Genomic DNA, 14,871 nt, shown 5'->3' with positions numbered 1-14,871 from the left:
TTTCTTCAAAATAAGAGCCGCGGCTTTGTAAGTCGCTGCTCAAGTTAAAACTACGGCGCCGGTTGAAGCCTGCGCCGCAGCATTTACGGGCACAACGGTCCTGCCTTTACTACAACGCCGGTTACACGCCGCTCTGCAGCAGCATGTTACGGATGTGACCAATGGCCTTAGTCGGGTTCAGGCCTTTGGGACATACGTTGACGCAGTTCATGATCCCGCGGCAGCGGAATACGCTGAACGGGTCATCCAGCGAAGCCAGACGCTCGGACGTCTTGGTGTCACGGCTGTCTGCCAGGAAGCGGTACGCTTGCAGCAGGGCAGCCGGGCCCAGGAACTTGTCCGGGTTCCACCAGAAGGACGGGCAGGAGGTCGAGCAGCAAGCGCACAGGATGCACTCGTACAGACCGTCGAGCTTCTCGCGCTCTTCCGGGGATTGCAGACGCTCGATGGCCGGAGCCGGCGTGTCGTTCTGCAGGAACGGCTTAACCTTCTCGTATTGCTTGTAGAAGATGCTCATATCGACGACCAGGTCACGGATAACCGGCAAACCTGGCAGAGGACGAACGATCAGCTTGTTACCCTTGACCACGGCGGACAGCGGAGTGATGCACGCCAGGCCGTTTTTGCCGTTGATGTTCATGCCGTCGGAACCGCACACACCTTCACGGCAAGAGCGACGATAGGAGAAACCTTCGTCCTGCTCTTTGATCAGTGCCAATACATCCAGCACCATCAGGTCTTTACCACCGGTATCGACCTGGAACTCCTGCATGAACGGCGCAGCGTCCTGATCAGGGTTGTAGCGATAAACACTGACTTTCAACATGGCAGCCACCCTTAGTAAGTCCGAATCTTCGGTTCAAACGTCGGCACCGTCTTCGGCGAGAAGTTCACGGCACGCTTGGTCACGCGCTTGTCACCCGGGAAGTACAGGGTGTGGCACAACCAGTTCTCGTCGTCGCGGTCTTCAAAGTCTTCACGGGCGTGAGCACCACGGGATTCTTTACGAACCTCGGCGGCGATGGCCGTCGCTTCAGCCACTTCCAGCAGGTTTTGCAGCTCAAGGGCTTCGATACGAGCGGTGTTGAACGCCTGGCTCTTATCGTTGATCTTGACGTTGGCGATGCGCGCGCGCAGATCGGCCAACTGGGCGATACCCTTTTGCATGTATTCGCCGGTACGGAACACACCGAAGTAGTTCTGCATGCAGCTTTGCAGCTCGCGACGCAGGGTGGCCACGTCTTCGCCATCCGTGCGCTCGTTCAGAGCATTCAGACGCGCCAGGGCGGTTTCGATGTTGGCGTCGGTCGCGTCATCGTATTCGATGCCGTCGGTCAGCGCCTTTTCCAGGTGCAGGCCGGCAGCGCGGCCGAATACCACCAGGTCGAGCAGCGAGTTGCCGCCCAGGCGGTTGGCACCGTGTACCGATACGCACGCCACTTCGCCAACGGCGAACAGACCGTGGATGATCTCGTCCACGCCTTCGGCGTTCTGGGTGATCGCCTGGCCGTGAATGTTGGTCGGCACGCCGCCCATCATATAGTGGCAAGTCGGAACAACCGGAACCGGAGCAACCACCGGGTCAACGTGTGCGAAGGTCTTGGACAGCTCGCAGATGCCAGGCAGACGGCTGTGCAGCACTTCTTCGCCCAAGTGATCGAGCTTGAGCAGTACGTGGTCGCCGTTCGGGCCGCAACCGTTGCCGGCGATGATTTCCTTGACCATCGAACGGGCAACCACGTCGCGACCGGCCAAGTCTTTCGCGTTCGGAGCGTAACGCTCCATGAAACGCTCGCCGTGCTTGTTGATCAGGTAACCACCTTCACCACGGCAACCTTCTGTAACCAGTACACCGGCGCCGGCGATGCCGGTCGGGTGGAACTGCCACATTTCGATGTCTTGTACCGGCACGCCGGCACGCAGCGCCATGCCAACGCCGTCGCCGGTGTTGATCAGGGCGTTGGTGGTCGACGCGTAGATACGGCCTGCACCGCCCGTCGCCAGCACGGTAGCCTTGGCGCGGATGTAGGTGGTTTCACCGGTTTCGATGCAGATGGCAATCACGCCGACGAACTCGCCCTTGCCGTTCTTTACCAGATCGACAGCGTAGTACTCGTTCAGGAACGTGGTGCCGGCTTTCAGGTTGCCCTGGTAAAGCGTGTGCAGCAGCGCGTGGCCGGTACGGTCGGATGCGGCGCAGGTACGGGCAGCCTGCCCGCCTTTACCGTAGTCCTTCGACTGACCGCCGAATGGACGCTGGTAGATACGGCCTTGCTCGGTACGGGAGAACGGCAGACCCATGTGATCCAGCTCGAACACCGCGGCCGGGCCTTCCTGACACATGTATTCGATAGCGTCCTGGTCACCGATGTAGTCGGAACCCTTGACGGTATCGTACATGTGCCAGCGCCAGTCATCGTTCGGGTCGGCGGAGGCGATGGCGCAGGTGATGCCACCCTGGGCCGATACGGTGTGGGAACGGGTCGGGAACACCTTGGTGATCACGGCGGTCTTGTGACCGCCCTGGGCCAGCTGCAGCGCAGCGCGCATGCCGGCCCCGCCGCCACCAATAATGATGGCGTCGAATGAAATAGTTGGAATGTTAGCCATGAATCAGATACCCCAAAGAATCTGCACACCCCAGACGAAGTAAGCGAACATCGCGATGCCGCATACTGCCTGGAAGAGGAAACGGACTGCGGTCGCGGACTTGCCCAGCGCCATCGGCGTCAGGTAGTCGGTCGCGATGGTCCACATGCCGACCCAGGCGTGAGCGCCCAGGGCTACAAGGGCCAGCAGGCTGAAGATTCGCATCGCATTGTGGGCGAACAGGCCGTGCCATTGCTCAAAGCCGATGCCCGGGTTTGCGACGAGGTATCCGATCAGGAAAATGAAATAAGCCGCGAGAACGACCGCAGACACACGCTGTGCCATCCAGTCATAGAGGCCCGAACGCGACAGATTCGTAACGCTGGTTACCATATCCAAACTCCTGCCAGAACGATCAGCACCACGGAAATGGCGATGATGATTTTCGAGCCCAGGCGGCCGCCTTCCAGCGTCTCACCGATGCCCATGTCCATGATCAAGTGGCGCACGCCGGCTACCAGGTGATACAGCAGAGCGGACAGGAGGCCCCATGCTACGAACTTGGCCAGCGGGCTGGTCAAGTATGCCTTCACCTCGGCAAAACCTTCCTCGGAACCCAGGGATTTGCTCAATGCATAAAGCATGATGCCCAGGCCCAGGAACAGGATGATGCCGGAAACACGGTGCAGGAACGACGTAACGCCGGTGATGGGGAGTTTGATGGTCCTTAGGTCTAGGTTTACAGGTCGTTGGCTATTCACGGCTTTTTTTTCACACTTAAGAGCCCCTAACAATCAGGGCAAAGTTGTCGGGGAGTGCACTGGTCAGGTAAGCACCACCCAGGGAGTGCGACCCCCAATGAAAGCAAGCCCAAGAGCCCTTGGCGGTCGGTGGCCGAGTATAGACAGTTAGGTTACTAATGACAACGCGCGCTCCTCACCCTAATAGCGGATTGCGCTGGGGGGATAAAAGGCGTAAACGGCGTTCAATTTCGACGAAATAGTAGGGTTAAAGCCTTCTGGGGCAAGACTTTAGGCAAATTGACATCTGAATTTATCTCACTATAGTGGTGCGGGCCCTGCGTGGGGGGCTGTCTGATGATTTGAAGCATAAATAGGAGGCCACATGGCTGACAAAAAAGCGCAGTTGATCATCGAGGGCGCAGCCCCCGTCGAGCTGCCCATTTTAACCGGCACCGTTGGTCCCGATGTTATCGACGTACGGGGCCTGACGGCCACGGGCCGTTTCACTTTCGACCCAGGCTTCATGTCGACCGCCTCTTGCGAGTCGAAGATCACCTATATCGATGGCGACAATGGCATTCTGCTTCACCGCGGCTACCCGATCGAGCAACTCGCCGAACAGTCGGACTACCTGGAAACCTGCTACCTGCTGCTAAATGGCGAATTGCCAACAGCCGAGCAGAAGGCCCAGTTCGTCAGCACCGTGAAGAACCACACCATGGTTCACGAGCAGTTGAAGACCTTCTTCAACGGCTTCCGTCGCGACGCCCACCCGATGGCCGTCATGTGCGGCGTAGTCGGCGCCCTGTCGGCCTTCTATCACGACTCCCTCGACATCAATAACCCGCAGCATCGCGAAATTTCCGCGATCCGCCTGGTTGCCAAGATGCCGACCCTGGCCGCAATGGTTTACAAGTACTCCATGGGCCAACCCATGATGTACCCGCGCAACGACCTGACGTACGCGGAAAACTTCCTGCACATGATGTTCAACACGCCGTGCGAGATCAAACCGATCAGCCCGGTGCTCGCCAAGGCCATGGACCGGATCTTCATCCTCCACGCCGACCACGAGCAGAACGCCTCCACCTCTACCGTGCGTCTGGCGGGCTCTTCGGGTGCCAACCCGTTCGCCTGTATCGCCGCCGGCATCGCCGCACTGTGGGGCCCTGCCCACGGCGGTGCGAACGAAGCCGTATTGACCATGCTCGATGAAATTGGCGATGTCTCCAACATCGACACGTTCATCGCCAAGGCCAAGGACAAGAACGATCCGTTCAAGTTGATGGGCTTCGGCCACCGGGTCTACAAGAACCGCGACCCGCGCGCCACCGTCATGAAGCAGACCTGCGACGAAGTGTTGAAGGAACTGGGTATCAAAAACGATCCGCAACTCGAACTGGCCATGCGCCTGGAAGAGATCGCCCTGACCGACCCGTACTTCATCGAACGCTCGCTGTACCCGAACGTCGACTTCTACTCGGGGATCATCCTCAAGGCGATCGGCATTCCAACCAGCATGTTCACCGTGATCTTCGCACTGGCGCGGACCGTTGGCTGGATCTCCCACTGGAAAGAAATGCTCTCCAGCCCGTACAAGATTGGCCGCCCGCGCCAGCTGTACACCGGCTACGAGTCGCGTGACATTACCAAGCTGGAAGATCGCAAGTAAGCACTTGAGTTTTACTGAATAAGGCCTCCTCTGGAGGCCTTATTCATTTGTGCAATCTGTAGTGAGCGGGCTTGCCCCGCGCTGGGTGGCGAAGCCGCCCCATCTGAGGCACTCAGTTCTCCAATTAGAACCGAGGCGCATGGGTTTGGGGCGGCTTCGCCGCCCAGCGCGGGGCAAGCCCGCTCACTACAGACCAACCCTCACCGATATTCAGGTAAAAAAATGCCCCGACCATTCGACCGGGGCATTTCCTATTGCGCTACAACCTTAGTGGTTAACCGCCCCACTCGCCCCCAGGCCAGTCTGCGAACGAACAAACTGCGGGAAGAACAGCGCACGCTCTTTCTCTGCCGCCGCCGACTTGTCGGTGATGGAGAAGAACCAGATGCCGACGAACGCAATGATCATCGAGAACAGCGCCGGGTACTCATACGGGAAGATGGCTTTTTCATGATGCAGGATCGAGACCCAGATGGTCGGACCCAGCACCATCAGGCCGACGGCACTGACCAGGCCCAGCCAGCCGCCGATCATTGCGCCACGGGTGGTGAGGTTCTTCCAGTACATGGAGAGCAACAGCACCGGGAAGTTGCAGCTGGCGGCAATCGAGAACGCCAGGCCGACCATGAACGCGATGTTCTGGCTTTCGAACAGGATGCCCAGGCCGATCGCCAGTACCGCCAAGGCGATGGTGGTGATCTTCGAGACGCGAATCTCATCCTTGTCGTTGGCCTTGCCTTTCTTGATCACGCTGGCGTACAGGTCATGGGACACCGCCGAGGCACCCGCCAGGGTCAAACCGGCAACCACTGCCAGGATGGTGGCAAATGCCACGGCCGAGATGAAGCCCAGGAAGATACTGCCACCCACCGCGTTGGCCAGGTGCACCGCCGCCATGTTGTTGCCGCCGAGCAAGGCGCTGCAGCATCCTTGAACGCGGGGTTGGTGCTGACCAGCAGGATCGCGCCGAAGCCGATGATGAAAGTCAGGATGTAGAAGTAACCGATGAAGCCTGTGGCATACAGCACGCTCTTGCGCGCTTCCTTGGCATCGCTCACCGTGAAGAAGCGCATCAGGATATGCGGCAGGCCGGCGGTACCGAACATCAACGCCAGGCCTAGGGAGAAGGCCGAGATCGGATCTTTCACCAGGCCGCCGGGGCTCATGATCGCTTCACCTTTAGGGTGAACCTTGATCGCCTCGGCGAACAGCATGTTGAAGTCGAAGTTGACGTGCTTCATCACCATCAGCGCCATGAACGAGGCACCGGACAGCAACAGCACGGCCTTGATGATCTGCACCCAGGTGGTCGCGAGCATGCCACCGAACAGCACATACAGGCACATCAGGATACCCACCAGGATGACCGCGACATGGTAGTCCAGGCCAAACAGCAGTTGGATCAGCTTGCCCGCGCCCACCATCTGCGCGATCAGGTAGAACGCCACCACCACCAGCGAACCGCACGCCGACAGGCTGCGGATCTGGGTTTGCCCCAGGCGGTAGGATGCCACGTCGGCAAAGGTGTACTTACCCAGGTTACGCAGGCGCTCGGCGATCAGGAACAAAATGATCGGCCAGCCCACCAGGAAGCCGATCGAGTAGATCAGGCCATCGTAGCCGGAGGTGTAGACCAGTGCGGAAATCCCCAGGAAGGACGCAGCCGACATATAGTCACCGGCAATCGCCAAGCCATTCTGGAAACCGGTGATCTTGCCGCCTGCCGCATAGTAGTCGGCCGCCGACTTGTTACGCTTGGACGCCCAGTAGGTGATGCACAGGGTGGCCCCCACAAACGCAACGAACATCACGATGGCCGAGACGTTCAGGGGTTGCTTTTGCACGGCACCGGTCAATGCGTCCGCGGCCCAGACGGCCGGGGCAAACAGCGAAGCGCCGAATACTGCCAGTAGACGCCGGATCATTGCGCAGCCTCCTTGAGAATCGCATTGTTCAGGTCGTCAAACTCGCCATTGGCCCGGCGCACATAGATGCCGGTCAGGATGAAGGCGGACACAATCAGCCCGACGCCCAGGGGAATGCCCCAGGTAATCGACGAACCGGGGCTGATCTTGGCCCCCAGTACTTGTGGCCCATAGGCGATCAACAGGATGAAAGCGGAGTAAAGCCCTAGCATGATCGCCGAGAGAATCCAGGCGAACCTTTCCCTTTTTCTCACCAGCTCCTTGAAACGCGGGCTGTTTTGAATCGAGAGGTAAATGCTGTCGTTCATTGTTTTTATCCTCGCAGCACAGCTTTTTATTATTTTGGAACATGGCCACTGTATGCGGCTGTGGGGCAGGTTCCAGACGACCTTAGTAGTAGATCGAGTGTAGCGAGGGTTGGCGGGTGTGCAGAAACAATTAAGGGTGCAGAAATTAATGTGGGAGGGGGCTTGCTCCCGAAGGCGTCGTGTCAGTTAAACAGGTGTGACTGACACGACGCTTTCGGGAGCAAGCCCCCTCCCACAGGGGTTGTATCAGCGCTGGTTACTTAGCGATCCACTCGGCGACGCGTTCCGGGTGCTTGGCCACCCAATCCTTGGCTGCGGCATCCGGCTTGGCGCCTTCCTGGATAGCGAGCATGACTTCGCCGATTTCATCCTTGGAGGCCCACTGGAATTTCTTCAGGAAGGCTGCGACTTCCGGCGCTTTCTTCTCCAGGCCCTTGCTGCCGATGCTGTTGACGGTTTCAGCAGCACCATAAATCCCTTTTGGATCGTCCAGGAAACGCAGTTTCCACTTGGCGAACATCCAGTGCGGCACCCAACCGGTGACGGCAATCGAGTCCTTTTTGTCTTCGGCACGGGTCAACTCGGCGATCATCGCAGCGCCCGAGCTGGCTTGCAGTTTGTAATCGAGACCGTACTGCTTGATGGCTTCGTCGGTCTTGAGCATCACGCCTGAACCGGCGTCGATACCGACGATCTTGTTCTTGAAGGTGGTGTCGGTCTTGAGGTCTTCGATGGACTTGGCCTTGACGTACTCCGGCACGATCAGGCCGATTTTCGCATCCTTGAAGTTGGGGCCGTAGTCGACCACCTTGTCCTTGTTCTTGGCCCAGTATTCACCGTGGGTCACCGGCAGCCAGGCGGAGAGCATGGCATCGAGCTTGCCGGTGGCAACGCCCTGCCACATGATCCCGGTGGCGACCGCTTGCAGTTTCACGTCATAACCGAGCTTCTGCTTGATCACTTCAGCCGCCACGTGGGTGGTGGCAACGCTGTCCGACCAGCCATCGACATAGCCGATGCTCAGGGTTTTGCTGTCGGCGCTGGCCAGTGTGGAGCTCATCGCAACTACCAGAGTGGCAGCTGCGCCCAAGAGTCGTCGCATCTTCATAGTACTTCCCCGAAAGTGCTGCGCCCGGCGGATGCCGGGCGGCGTCAACCTGTTGTTATGTGGTGCACCGCGCCCCCTTCACGCGCATCGATCCGGCTGCTACGGCATCAGTGGAGTGCTGACAGTTTGATCATCAACCTGCCGGGGTCTTCGACCTGCTCTGTCAGCGACCTTATCCAAGCAGGAAACGACATCACCTGGCCAGTAGGACGTTTTGCGCGACTTGACGTCAAAATCCCGCCCGAACTTTGCATGTCAAAATCATGCAGCCCCACTGGCGCGGAGCAAATCCGGGTAAGATGCGCGCCTTTGCTCCCCCAGATAAGCCGACCATGCCCGCGACTGCCCGCTTCCCTGCCCTGCCCTATTTCTTCGCCTTGATCCTCGGCCTGCTGGCCCTGGCCGGCTACTGGTATGGCCTCGGCCGGCCCGTTGTGCTGCCCGATGTCGCCAGCGCCACGCACAAGATGCAGTGCGCTTCGTACACGCCCTTCGACAAAGACCAATCGCCGTTCGACCAGCCCTTCACGCTGCGCCCGGAACGCATGGACGCTGACCTTGCCCTGCTTGCCACGCGCTTCGAGTGCATTCGCACCTATTCCATGACCGGCCTGGAAGCCTTGCCGGACATGGCGCGCCGGCATGGGCTCAAGGTGATGGCCGGCGCCTGGGTCAGCAGTGACCCGGTGGCGACCCAAAAGGAGATCGAGCAACTGATCGCTGCGGCCAACGCCAGTCCGGACGTCGTGACTTCAGTGATCGTCGGCAACGAAGCGCTGCTGCGCAAGGAAGTCACCGCCACGCAGTTGGTGAAGCTGATCCAGACCGTCAAGAGCCGGATCAAGCAACCGGTGACCTACGCCGACGTGTGGGAGTTCTGGCTGCAACACCCGGAAATCGCCCCGGCGGTGGATTTCCTGACCATTCACCTGTTGCCGTACTGGGAAGATGATCCGTCCGGCATCGACCAGGCCCTCAAGCACGTAGGCGATGTGCGCCAGACCTTTGGCCACAAGTTTGCCCCCAAGGACATCCTGATCGGTGAAACCGGCTGGCCCAGTGAAGGCCGCCAGCGCGAAACGGCCGTGCCGAGCCGGGTCAACGAAGCCCGGTTCATGCGCGGTTTCGTGGCCATGGCCGAGGCCAATGGCTGGCGCTATAACCTGATCGAAGCCTTCGACCAGCCTTGGAAGCGTGCAAGTGAAGGCGCCGTTGGCGGCTATTGGGGCCTGTTCGATGCCAATCGCCAGGACAAGGGCATCCTTGCCGGGCCTGTGACCAATGTACCGTACTGGCCCGTGTGGCTGGGGGTCGGCGGCATTGTCCTGCTGGTTACCCTGGCGCTGGGCGGTCGCGTACGCAGCACGCGCGCCGCGATCACATTGCCCCTGCTGGGCGCGGTGGCCGCGTGTTCCATCGGCACATGGGCCGAACTCACCCGCGTGACCGCACGCTTTGGTGATGAATGGCTGTGGGCCGGTCTGCTGGTGGCCTTGAACCTGCTGGTGCTGGCCCATGCGGCATTGGCCTTGAGCGCGCGCGAAGGTTGGCGTGAGCGGGCGTTCAACTGGCTTGAGCAGCGTGCAGGCTGGCTGGTGGCGATTGCCGGGTTTGCGGGAGCGGTGATGATGCTGGCGTTGGTGTTTGACCCGCGCTATCGCAGCTTCCCGAGTGCGGCGCTGGTGCTGCCGGCCCTGGTGTACCTGGTGCGTCCGGTCACCGGGCCGCGTCGGGAGATTGCGTTGCTGACCTTTATCATCGGTGCTGGCATTGCGCCGCAGTTGTATCGTGAGGGCCTGTTGAATCAGCAGGCGTGGGGTTGGGCCGTGGTCAGCCTGCTCATGGTTGTAGCCTTGTGGCGGTGCTTGCGGGTGCGCAAGCTCTGAGACCGCTTTCGCGAGCAAGCCCGCTCCCACATTTTGACCGTGTGAATCCGATTAAATGTGGGAGCGGGCTTGCTCGCGAAGAGGCTCTATCAGGCGCCGCGAGACTTCCTGACCAACCGCAACCCCGCAATCACCACCGCAAACACCGCAAAGGTCGTGTTGTACAACGCCAGCGCCGGCAACCCGAACACCAGCCCCAGCACCGCCAACCCCCACCCGGCGCGACCCGGCACAAAAAACGCCAGTACCGCCGTGACCAGCGCCGCCCAGCCCAGCACCTTGAAGTGAATGATCAACCCCAGGGTCGAACGCAGCTGGCATTCCCAGCGGCTGGCCTCATCGGCGCAGATCCCCACCCACTGTCCGTCTTCCATGAAGCCGTAGCGCGCGCCGTAACTGGCGGCCAGCCACAGTGGCAGGGCAATAAGCAGCAGAATCAACGGCAAGCGACGGGACATCGGGGCACTCCGAAAGGCAAAAATGGCGCTCAGCTTAATGCCCCGGTGGCCGTTAACAAGGTGCATACACACAATTAGTGTTCATCCAGACGTGTCAACGTGTATCGTCTGGCTGTTATTACCCCGATTCCGACGTTATTTTCCGACTTTTCGTGCCGAGAGCTGGCACTTCGGTGGCAACGCGGTGGTCATAGCCTGCGAATTCATCAAGCACGTTTCCTCTTAGGGATTAAGTCATGCTCCGTTCCTTGCGCTGTGCTGCCTTACTGGGCAGCCTTTTTCTGAGTGCGTCAGCACTGGCCGTCGATATCGACCAAGCCAGCTATGGCTACCCTTTGACCAACCCGTTTGAAGCGACCATCGCCACCACCCCGCCTGACCTTCGGCCGAAACTGCCGAGCGATGACGAGATCAACCAATCCGACTACACCCTGAACATGCGCCCCGAGCGCGAATTCAGCCTGCCGGACAATTTCTGGGCGGTGAAGAAACTCACCTACCGTATCGCCAAGCAGGATCGCGCCGCGCCGCTGATCTTCCTGATCGCGGGCACCGGTGCGCGGTTTGACAGCAGCATCAATGAATACCTGAAAAAACTGTATTACCAGGCCGGCTATCACGTGGTGCAGCTGTCCTCGCCCACCAGCTTTGACTTCATCGCCTCGGCTTCGCGTTTCGCCACCCCCGGCATCAGCCAGGAAGACGCCGAAGACATGTACCGCGTGATGCAAGCCGTACGCGCGCAGAACGCTTCGTTGCCAGTGACCGACTTCTACCTGACCGGCTACAGCCTGGGCGCACTGGACGCGGCCTTTGTCAGCAAGCTCGACGAGACCCGTCGCAGTTTCAACTTCAAGAAAGTGCTACTGCTGAACCCGCCGGTCAACCTCTACACGTCCATCACCAACCTCGACAAGCTGGTGCAGACCGAGGTCAAGGGCATCAATAACACCACCACCTTTTATGAACTGGTGTTGAACAAGCTGACCCGTTACTTCCAGCAAAAGGGCTATATCGACCTTAACGACGCCCTGCTCTACGACTTCCAGCAATCCAAGCAGCACCTGACCAACGAACAGATGGCCATGCTGATCGGCACCTCGTTCCGCTTCTCGGCGGCTGACATCGCCTTTACCTCGGACCTGATCAACCGCCGTGGCCTGATCATTCCGCCGAAGTACCCGATCACCGAAAGCACCAGCCTCACGCCGTTCCTCAAGCGAGCGCTGCAATGCGATTTCGACTGCTACCTCACCGAACAGGTTATCCCGATGTGGCGCGCGCGCTCCGATGGCGGCAGCCTGCTGCAACTGGTCGACCAGGTCAGCCTGTACGCCCTCAAGGATTACCTGCACGACAGCCCGAAAATCGCAGTCATGCACAACGCCGACGATGTGATCCTGGGCCCGGGCGACCTCGGTTTCCTGCGTAAAACCTTCGGCGATCGCTTGACCGTCTACCCGCTGGGCGGCCACTGCGGCAACCTCAATTACCGCGTCAACGCCGACGCCATGCTGGAGTTCTTCCGTGGCTAAATATCTTCTGTTGCTCGCCGCTATGATGTGCGCGGGCGTGGCCAATGCCGACAACAGCAAGGCTCACGAGCCCACCGTGGTGGGCTCCGACGGCTTCAAGGAACCGCTGACCAAGCTCAAGTTCAATCCGGGCCTGGACCAGCGTGAATTCGAGCGTTCGACCCTCACCGCGCTCAACGTGTACGACCCGTTGGAAGCGTGGAACCGGCGCGTGTACCACTTCAACTACCGCTTCGACCAATGGGTGTTCCTGCCGGTGGTCGACGGTTACCGCTATGTCACGCCCAGCTTCCTGCGCACCGGCGTGAGCAACTTCTTCAACAACCTGGGCGATGTGCCCAACCTGTTGAACAGCTTGTTGCAACTCAAGGGCCACCGCTCCCTGGAAACCACCGGCCGCCTGCTGGTCAACACCACCATCGGCATCGCCGGCCTGTGGGACCCGGCCACCTCCATGGGCCTGCCGCGCCAGAGCGAAGACTTCGGCCAGACCCTGGGCTTCTATGGCGTGCCTGGCGGCGCGTACCTGGTACTGCCGGTCTTTGGCCCGTCGAACCTACGCGACACCGGCGGCTTGCTGGTCGACTACACGGCGGAAAACCAGATCAACTTCCTCAACGTCGCCGAAGTCAGCTCCAACCACCCGGAAATCTGGGCGTTGCGCGCGGTCGACCGGCGCTACCAGACCAGCTTCCGGTATGGGCAGATGAATTCGCCATTCGAGTATGAGAAGGTGCGCTACATCTATACCGAATCGCGCAAGTTGCAGATTTCCGAATAAGCAACGCGCACAAAAAAGGCCATTCGCGTGAATGGCCTTTTTTTGTGCCTGGGGTTCAAGCCCTGAGTGCTTTCCACGCCTTGCCGACCACGCTGACCACCGCCAGCACCAGCGCCCCCGCAATCACCCCCGCCACACCATTGAGCACGGGCGGCACCAGCCACGCCGCCGCGCCGGCGCCCTGGCTGAGCGTTTCGATCCAGTGATGCACCACCGGTACGCCATGGGTAAGAATCCCGCCGCCCACCAGGAACATCGCCGCCGTACCGATCACCGACAAGCTCTTCATCATGTAGGGGGCCGCGCGCAGAATGGCGCCGCCGACACTGCGCGCTACCTGGCCAGGCTTTTGAGTAAGCCACAGGCCCAGGTCATCCAGCTTGACGATACCCGCGACCAATCCGTAAACGCCCACGGTCATCACGATGGCGATGCCCGAGAGCACGATCACCTGTTGCGTCAGTGGCGCATCGGCCACGATGCCGAGGGTGATGGCGATGATTTCAGCCGAGAGGATGAAGTCGGTACGGATCGCGCCCTTGATCTTGTCTTTTTCGAACGCCACCAGATCGGTGGCCGGGTCGGCCACCGCCTCGGCCAACTGCGCATGTTCAGCCTGATCCTCAGCCTTGCTGTGCAGGAATTTGTGCGCGAGCTTCTCGAAACCTTCGAAACACAGGTAGGCACCGCCGAGCATCAACAGCGGCGTGACCGCCCAAGGTATGAAGGCACTGATCAGCAGGGCCGTCGGCACCAGGATCAGCTTATTGACGAATGAGCCCTTGGCCACCGCCCACACCACGGGAATTTCCCGTTCGGCACGTACGCCGCTGACCTGCTGGGCATTGAGCGCCAGGTCGTCGCCCAGCACGCCGGAGGTTTTTTTCGCGGCCATTTTGGTCATCAGGGCGACGTCATCGAGTACGGCGGCGATATCGTCGATCAACACCAACAAACTGCTTCCTGCCATGAATCGGGCTTCCGTATAGAGGGGGATGGGGCGAGCATAGCGCGGCGCAACGCTTTGCGGGCACATTGTTGAGGCTCGCGGATGGCCGGTGCTACCATGCGCAACCGCCTGTACTGGCAAGGAAACCCCTGGTTTATGAGCACCATTCGCGAGCGCAACAAACAAAAAATCCTGCGGGCGGCCAGCGAGGAGTTTGCCGACAAGGGCTTCGCCGCGACCAAAACCAGCGACATCGCCGCCAAGGCCGGGCTGCCCAAGCCCAACGTCTACTATTATTTCAAATCCAAGGACAACCTCTACCGCGAGGTACTCGAAAGCATCATCGAGCCGATCCTGGCCGCCTCCACGCCGTTCAACCGGGACGGCGAGCCCAAGGACGTGTTGAGCAACTACATCCGCTCGAAAATCCGCATCTCCCGCGACCTGCCTTTTGCCTCCAAGGTATTCGCCAGCGAAATCATGCACGGCGCCCCGCACCTCAGCGCTGAGCAGGTCGAGCAGTTGAACGCCCAGGCCAGGCACAACATCGATTGCATCCAGCACTGGGTGGATCGCGGCCTGATCGCGCCGATCGACCCCCACCACTTGATGTTCAGCATCTGGGCGGCGACGCAGACGTACGCGGATTTCGACTGGCAGATCTCGGCGGTGACCGGCAAGGCCAAGCTGGATGAGGCGGATTATGAAGCGGCGGCGCAGACGATTATTCGGTTGGTGTTGAAGGGGTGTGAGCCGGACTGAGAGACCGCTCTCATAGGAATTCTGTGTAAGACACAAAATGTATGAACACCGCGAAACCAATGTGGGAGCGGGCTTGCTCGCGAAAGCGCCCGCCCAGACACATCCTGCCAAAAGCCCGCCAATCAGTTTCAAATAACCTGATCTAGCCTCTCAGA

Annotated in this window: 13 protein-coding genes and 1 pseudogene; 5 read left to right on the top strand and 9 right to left on the bottom strand. The window is 59.9% G+C overall.

The genetic code is table 11. The features are described 5' to 3' along the window. Window positions 1-121 precede the first annotated feature (121 nt). The 4 genes from H0Z09_RS20085 to sdhC are packed head-to-tail and all read right to left on the bottom strand — an operon-like array spanning window position 122 to window position 3,350. Entirely contained in the window at window positions 122-826 is a 705-nt protein-coding gene (locus tag H0Z09_RS20085; RefSeq protein WP_003172807.1) for a succinate dehydrogenase iron-sulfur subunit, read from the bottom strand. Between the two features lie 11 nt (window positions 827-837). After that, on the bottom strand, window positions 838-2,610 hold the full coding sequence (gene sdhA / locus H0Z09_RS20080; protein ID WP_186692874.1) for a succinate dehydrogenase flavoprotein subunit: 1,773 nt from the start codon (window positions 2,608-2,610) through the stop codon (window positions 838-840). Window positions 2,611-2,613: 3 nt separating this feature from the next. Next, the gene (sdhD, locus tag H0Z09_RS20075; protein WP_065884231.1) at window positions 2,614-2,982 is read right to left on the bottom strand and encodes a succinate dehydrogenase, hydrophobic membrane anchor protein; all 369 of its coding nucleotides are present in this window, start codon (window positions 2,980-2,982) and stop codon (window positions 2,614-2,616) included. Further along, on the bottom strand, window positions 2,976-3,350 hold the full coding sequence (gene sdhC / locus H0Z09_RS20070) for a succinate dehydrogenase, cytochrome b556 subunit (RefSeq protein ID WP_076950479.1): 375 nt from the start codon (window positions 3,348-3,350) through the stop codon (window positions 2,976-2,978). Before sdhC ends, sdhD begins: the two co-directional genes overlap by 7 nt. 364 nt (window positions 3,351-3,714) lie before the next feature. On the opposite strand from sdhC, the gene gltA reads away from it, so the two are divergent. Continuing rightward, window positions 3,715-5,004: a citrate synthase gene (gene gltA / locus H0Z09_RS20065; protein ID WP_003233249.1), complete on the top strand. Its 1,290-nt coding sequence runs from the start codon at window positions 3,715-3,717 to the stop codon at window positions 5,002-5,004. A gap of 267 nt (window positions 5,005-5,271) precedes the next feature. On the opposite strand, the pseudogene H0Z09_RS20060 reads toward gltA, so the two are convergent. The 3 genes and pseudogenes from H0Z09_RS20060 to H0Z09_RS20050 form a co-directional block, all read right to left on the bottom strand. Next, window positions 5,272-6,929: pseudogene (locus H0Z09_RS20060) on the bottom strand (cation acetate symporter). Continuing rightward, a complete protein-coding gene (locus H0Z09_RS20055; protein ID WP_003190001.1) occupies window positions 6,926-7,237 on the bottom strand; it encodes a DUF485 domain-containing protein in 312 nt (103 codons plus the stop codon). Before H0Z09_RS20055 ends, H0Z09_RS20060 begins: the two are co-directional and overlap by 4 nt. Before the next feature lie 256 nt (window positions 7,238-7,493). Then, window positions 7,494-8,345, bottom strand: a complete 852-nt coding sequence (locus H0Z09_RS20050) for a glycine betaine ABC transporter substrate-binding protein (RefSeq protein WP_186692871.1) — start codon at window positions 8,343-8,345, stop codon at window positions 7,494-7,496. Window positions 8,346-8,677: 332 nt separating this feature from the next. Here H0Z09_RS20050 and H0Z09_RS20045 point away from each other — a divergent pair, with 332 nt between their 5' ends. Continuing rightward, window positions 8,678-10,231, top strand: a complete 1,554-nt coding sequence (locus H0Z09_RS20045) for a glycosyl hydrolase family 17 protein (RefSeq protein WP_186692869.1) — start codon at window positions 8,678-8,680, stop codon at window positions 10,229-10,231. A gap of 89 nt (window positions 10,232-10,320) precedes the next feature. Here H0Z09_RS20045 and H0Z09_RS20040 read toward each other — a convergent pair whose 3' ends face one another. Next, window positions 10,321-10,689 carry a hypothetical protein gene (locus H0Z09_RS20040; RefSeq protein WP_186692867.1) on the bottom strand — a complete coding sequence of 123 codons (369 nt, stop codon included), beginning with the start codon at window positions 10,687-10,689 and terminating at the stop codon, window positions 10,321-10,323. A gap of 236 nt (window positions 10,690-10,925) precedes the next feature. Between H0Z09_RS20040 and H0Z09_RS20035 the strand changes: the two genes are divergently transcribed. Both H0Z09_RS20035 and H0Z09_RS20030 read left to right on the top strand, forming a co-directional pair. Next, complete coding sequence (locus tag H0Z09_RS20035; protein WP_076950474.1) at window positions 10,926-12,224, top strand: serine/threonine protein kinase; 1,299 nt, start codon at window positions 10,926-10,928, stop codon at window positions 12,222-12,224. Beyond that, entirely contained in the window at window positions 12,217-13,005 is a 789-nt protein-coding gene (locus H0Z09_RS20030) for an MlaA family lipoprotein (protein WP_186692865.1), read from the top strand. The genes H0Z09_RS20035 and H0Z09_RS20030 overlap by 8 nt, the downstream gene beginning before the upstream one ends. Window positions 13,006-13,060: 55 nt before the next feature. Here the strand turns inward: H0Z09_RS20030 and H0Z09_RS20025 are convergent, their stop codons facing one another. Further along, window positions 13,061-13,975 (bottom strand): DUF808 domain-containing protein, encoded by a 915-nt coding sequence (locus H0Z09_RS20025; RefSeq protein WP_186692863.1) that lies wholly within the window; start codon window positions 13,973-13,975, stop codon window positions 13,061-13,063. A gap of 135 nt (window positions 13,976-14,110) precedes the next feature. Between H0Z09_RS20025 and H0Z09_RS20020 the strand changes: the two genes are divergently transcribed. Further along, window positions 14,111-14,716 (top strand): TetR/AcrR family transcriptional regulator, encoded by a 606-nt coding sequence (locus H0Z09_RS20020; protein ID WP_076950519.1) that lies wholly within the window; start codon window positions 14,111-14,113, stop codon window positions 14,714-14,716. The last annotated feature ends 155 nt before the right edge of the window (window positions 14,717-14,871 follow it).

Source organism: Pseudomonas sp. SWRI18 (genome assembly GCF_014268345.1).
Lineage (GTDB): Bacteria > Pseudomonadota > Gammaproteobacteria > Pseudomonadales > Pseudomonadaceae > Aquipseudomonas > Aquipseudomonas cedrina.
This window is presented reverse-complemented; position numbering and strand designations above follow the sequence as displayed.

Excerpts from the sequence above, each read along its gene's own strand:
- H0Z09_RS20085 (WP_003172807.1), bottom strand. The coding sequence starts at position 826 with ATGTTGAAAGTCAGTGTTTATCGCTACAACCCTGATCAGGACGCTGCG.
- sdhA (WP_186692874.1), bottom strand. The coding sequence starts at position 2,610 with ATGGCTAACATTCCAACTATTTCATTCGACGCCATCATTATTGGTGGC.
- sdhD (WP_065884231.1), bottom strand. The coding sequence starts at position 2,982 with ATGGTAACCAGCGTTACGAATCTGTCGCGTTCGGGCCTCTATGACTGG.
- gltA (WP_003233249.1), top strand. The coding sequence starts at position 3,715 with ATGGCTGACAAAAAAGCGCAGTTGATCATCGAGGGCGCAGCCCCCGTC.
- H0Z09_RS20055 (WP_003190001.1), bottom strand. The coding sequence starts at position 7,237 with ATGAACGACAGCATTTACCTCTCGATTCAAAACAGCCCGCGTTTCAAG.
- H0Z09_RS20050 (WP_186692871.1), bottom strand. The coding sequence starts at position 8,345 with ATGAAGATGCGACGACTCTTGGGCGCAGCTGCCACTCTGGTAGTTGCG.
- H0Z09_RS20045 (WP_186692869.1), top strand. The coding sequence starts at position 8,678 with ATGCCCGCGACTGCCCGCTTCCCTGCCCTGCCCTATTTCTTCGCCTTG.
- H0Z09_RS20040 (WP_186692867.1), bottom strand. The coding sequence starts at position 10,689 with ATGTCCCGTCGCTTGCCGTTGATTCTGCTGCTTATTGCCCTGCCACTG.
- H0Z09_RS20035 (WP_076950474.1), top strand. The coding sequence starts at position 10,926 with ATGCTCCGTTCCTTGCGCTGTGCTGCCTTACTGGGCAGCCTTTTTCTG.
- H0Z09_RS20025 (WP_186692863.1), bottom strand. The coding sequence starts at position 13,975 with ATGGCAGGAAGCAGTTTGTTGGTGTTGATCGACGATATCGCCGCCGTA.
- H0Z09_RS20020 (WP_076950519.1), top strand. The coding sequence starts at position 14,111 with ATGAGCACCATTCGCGAGCGCAACAAACAAAAAATCCTGCGGGCGGCC.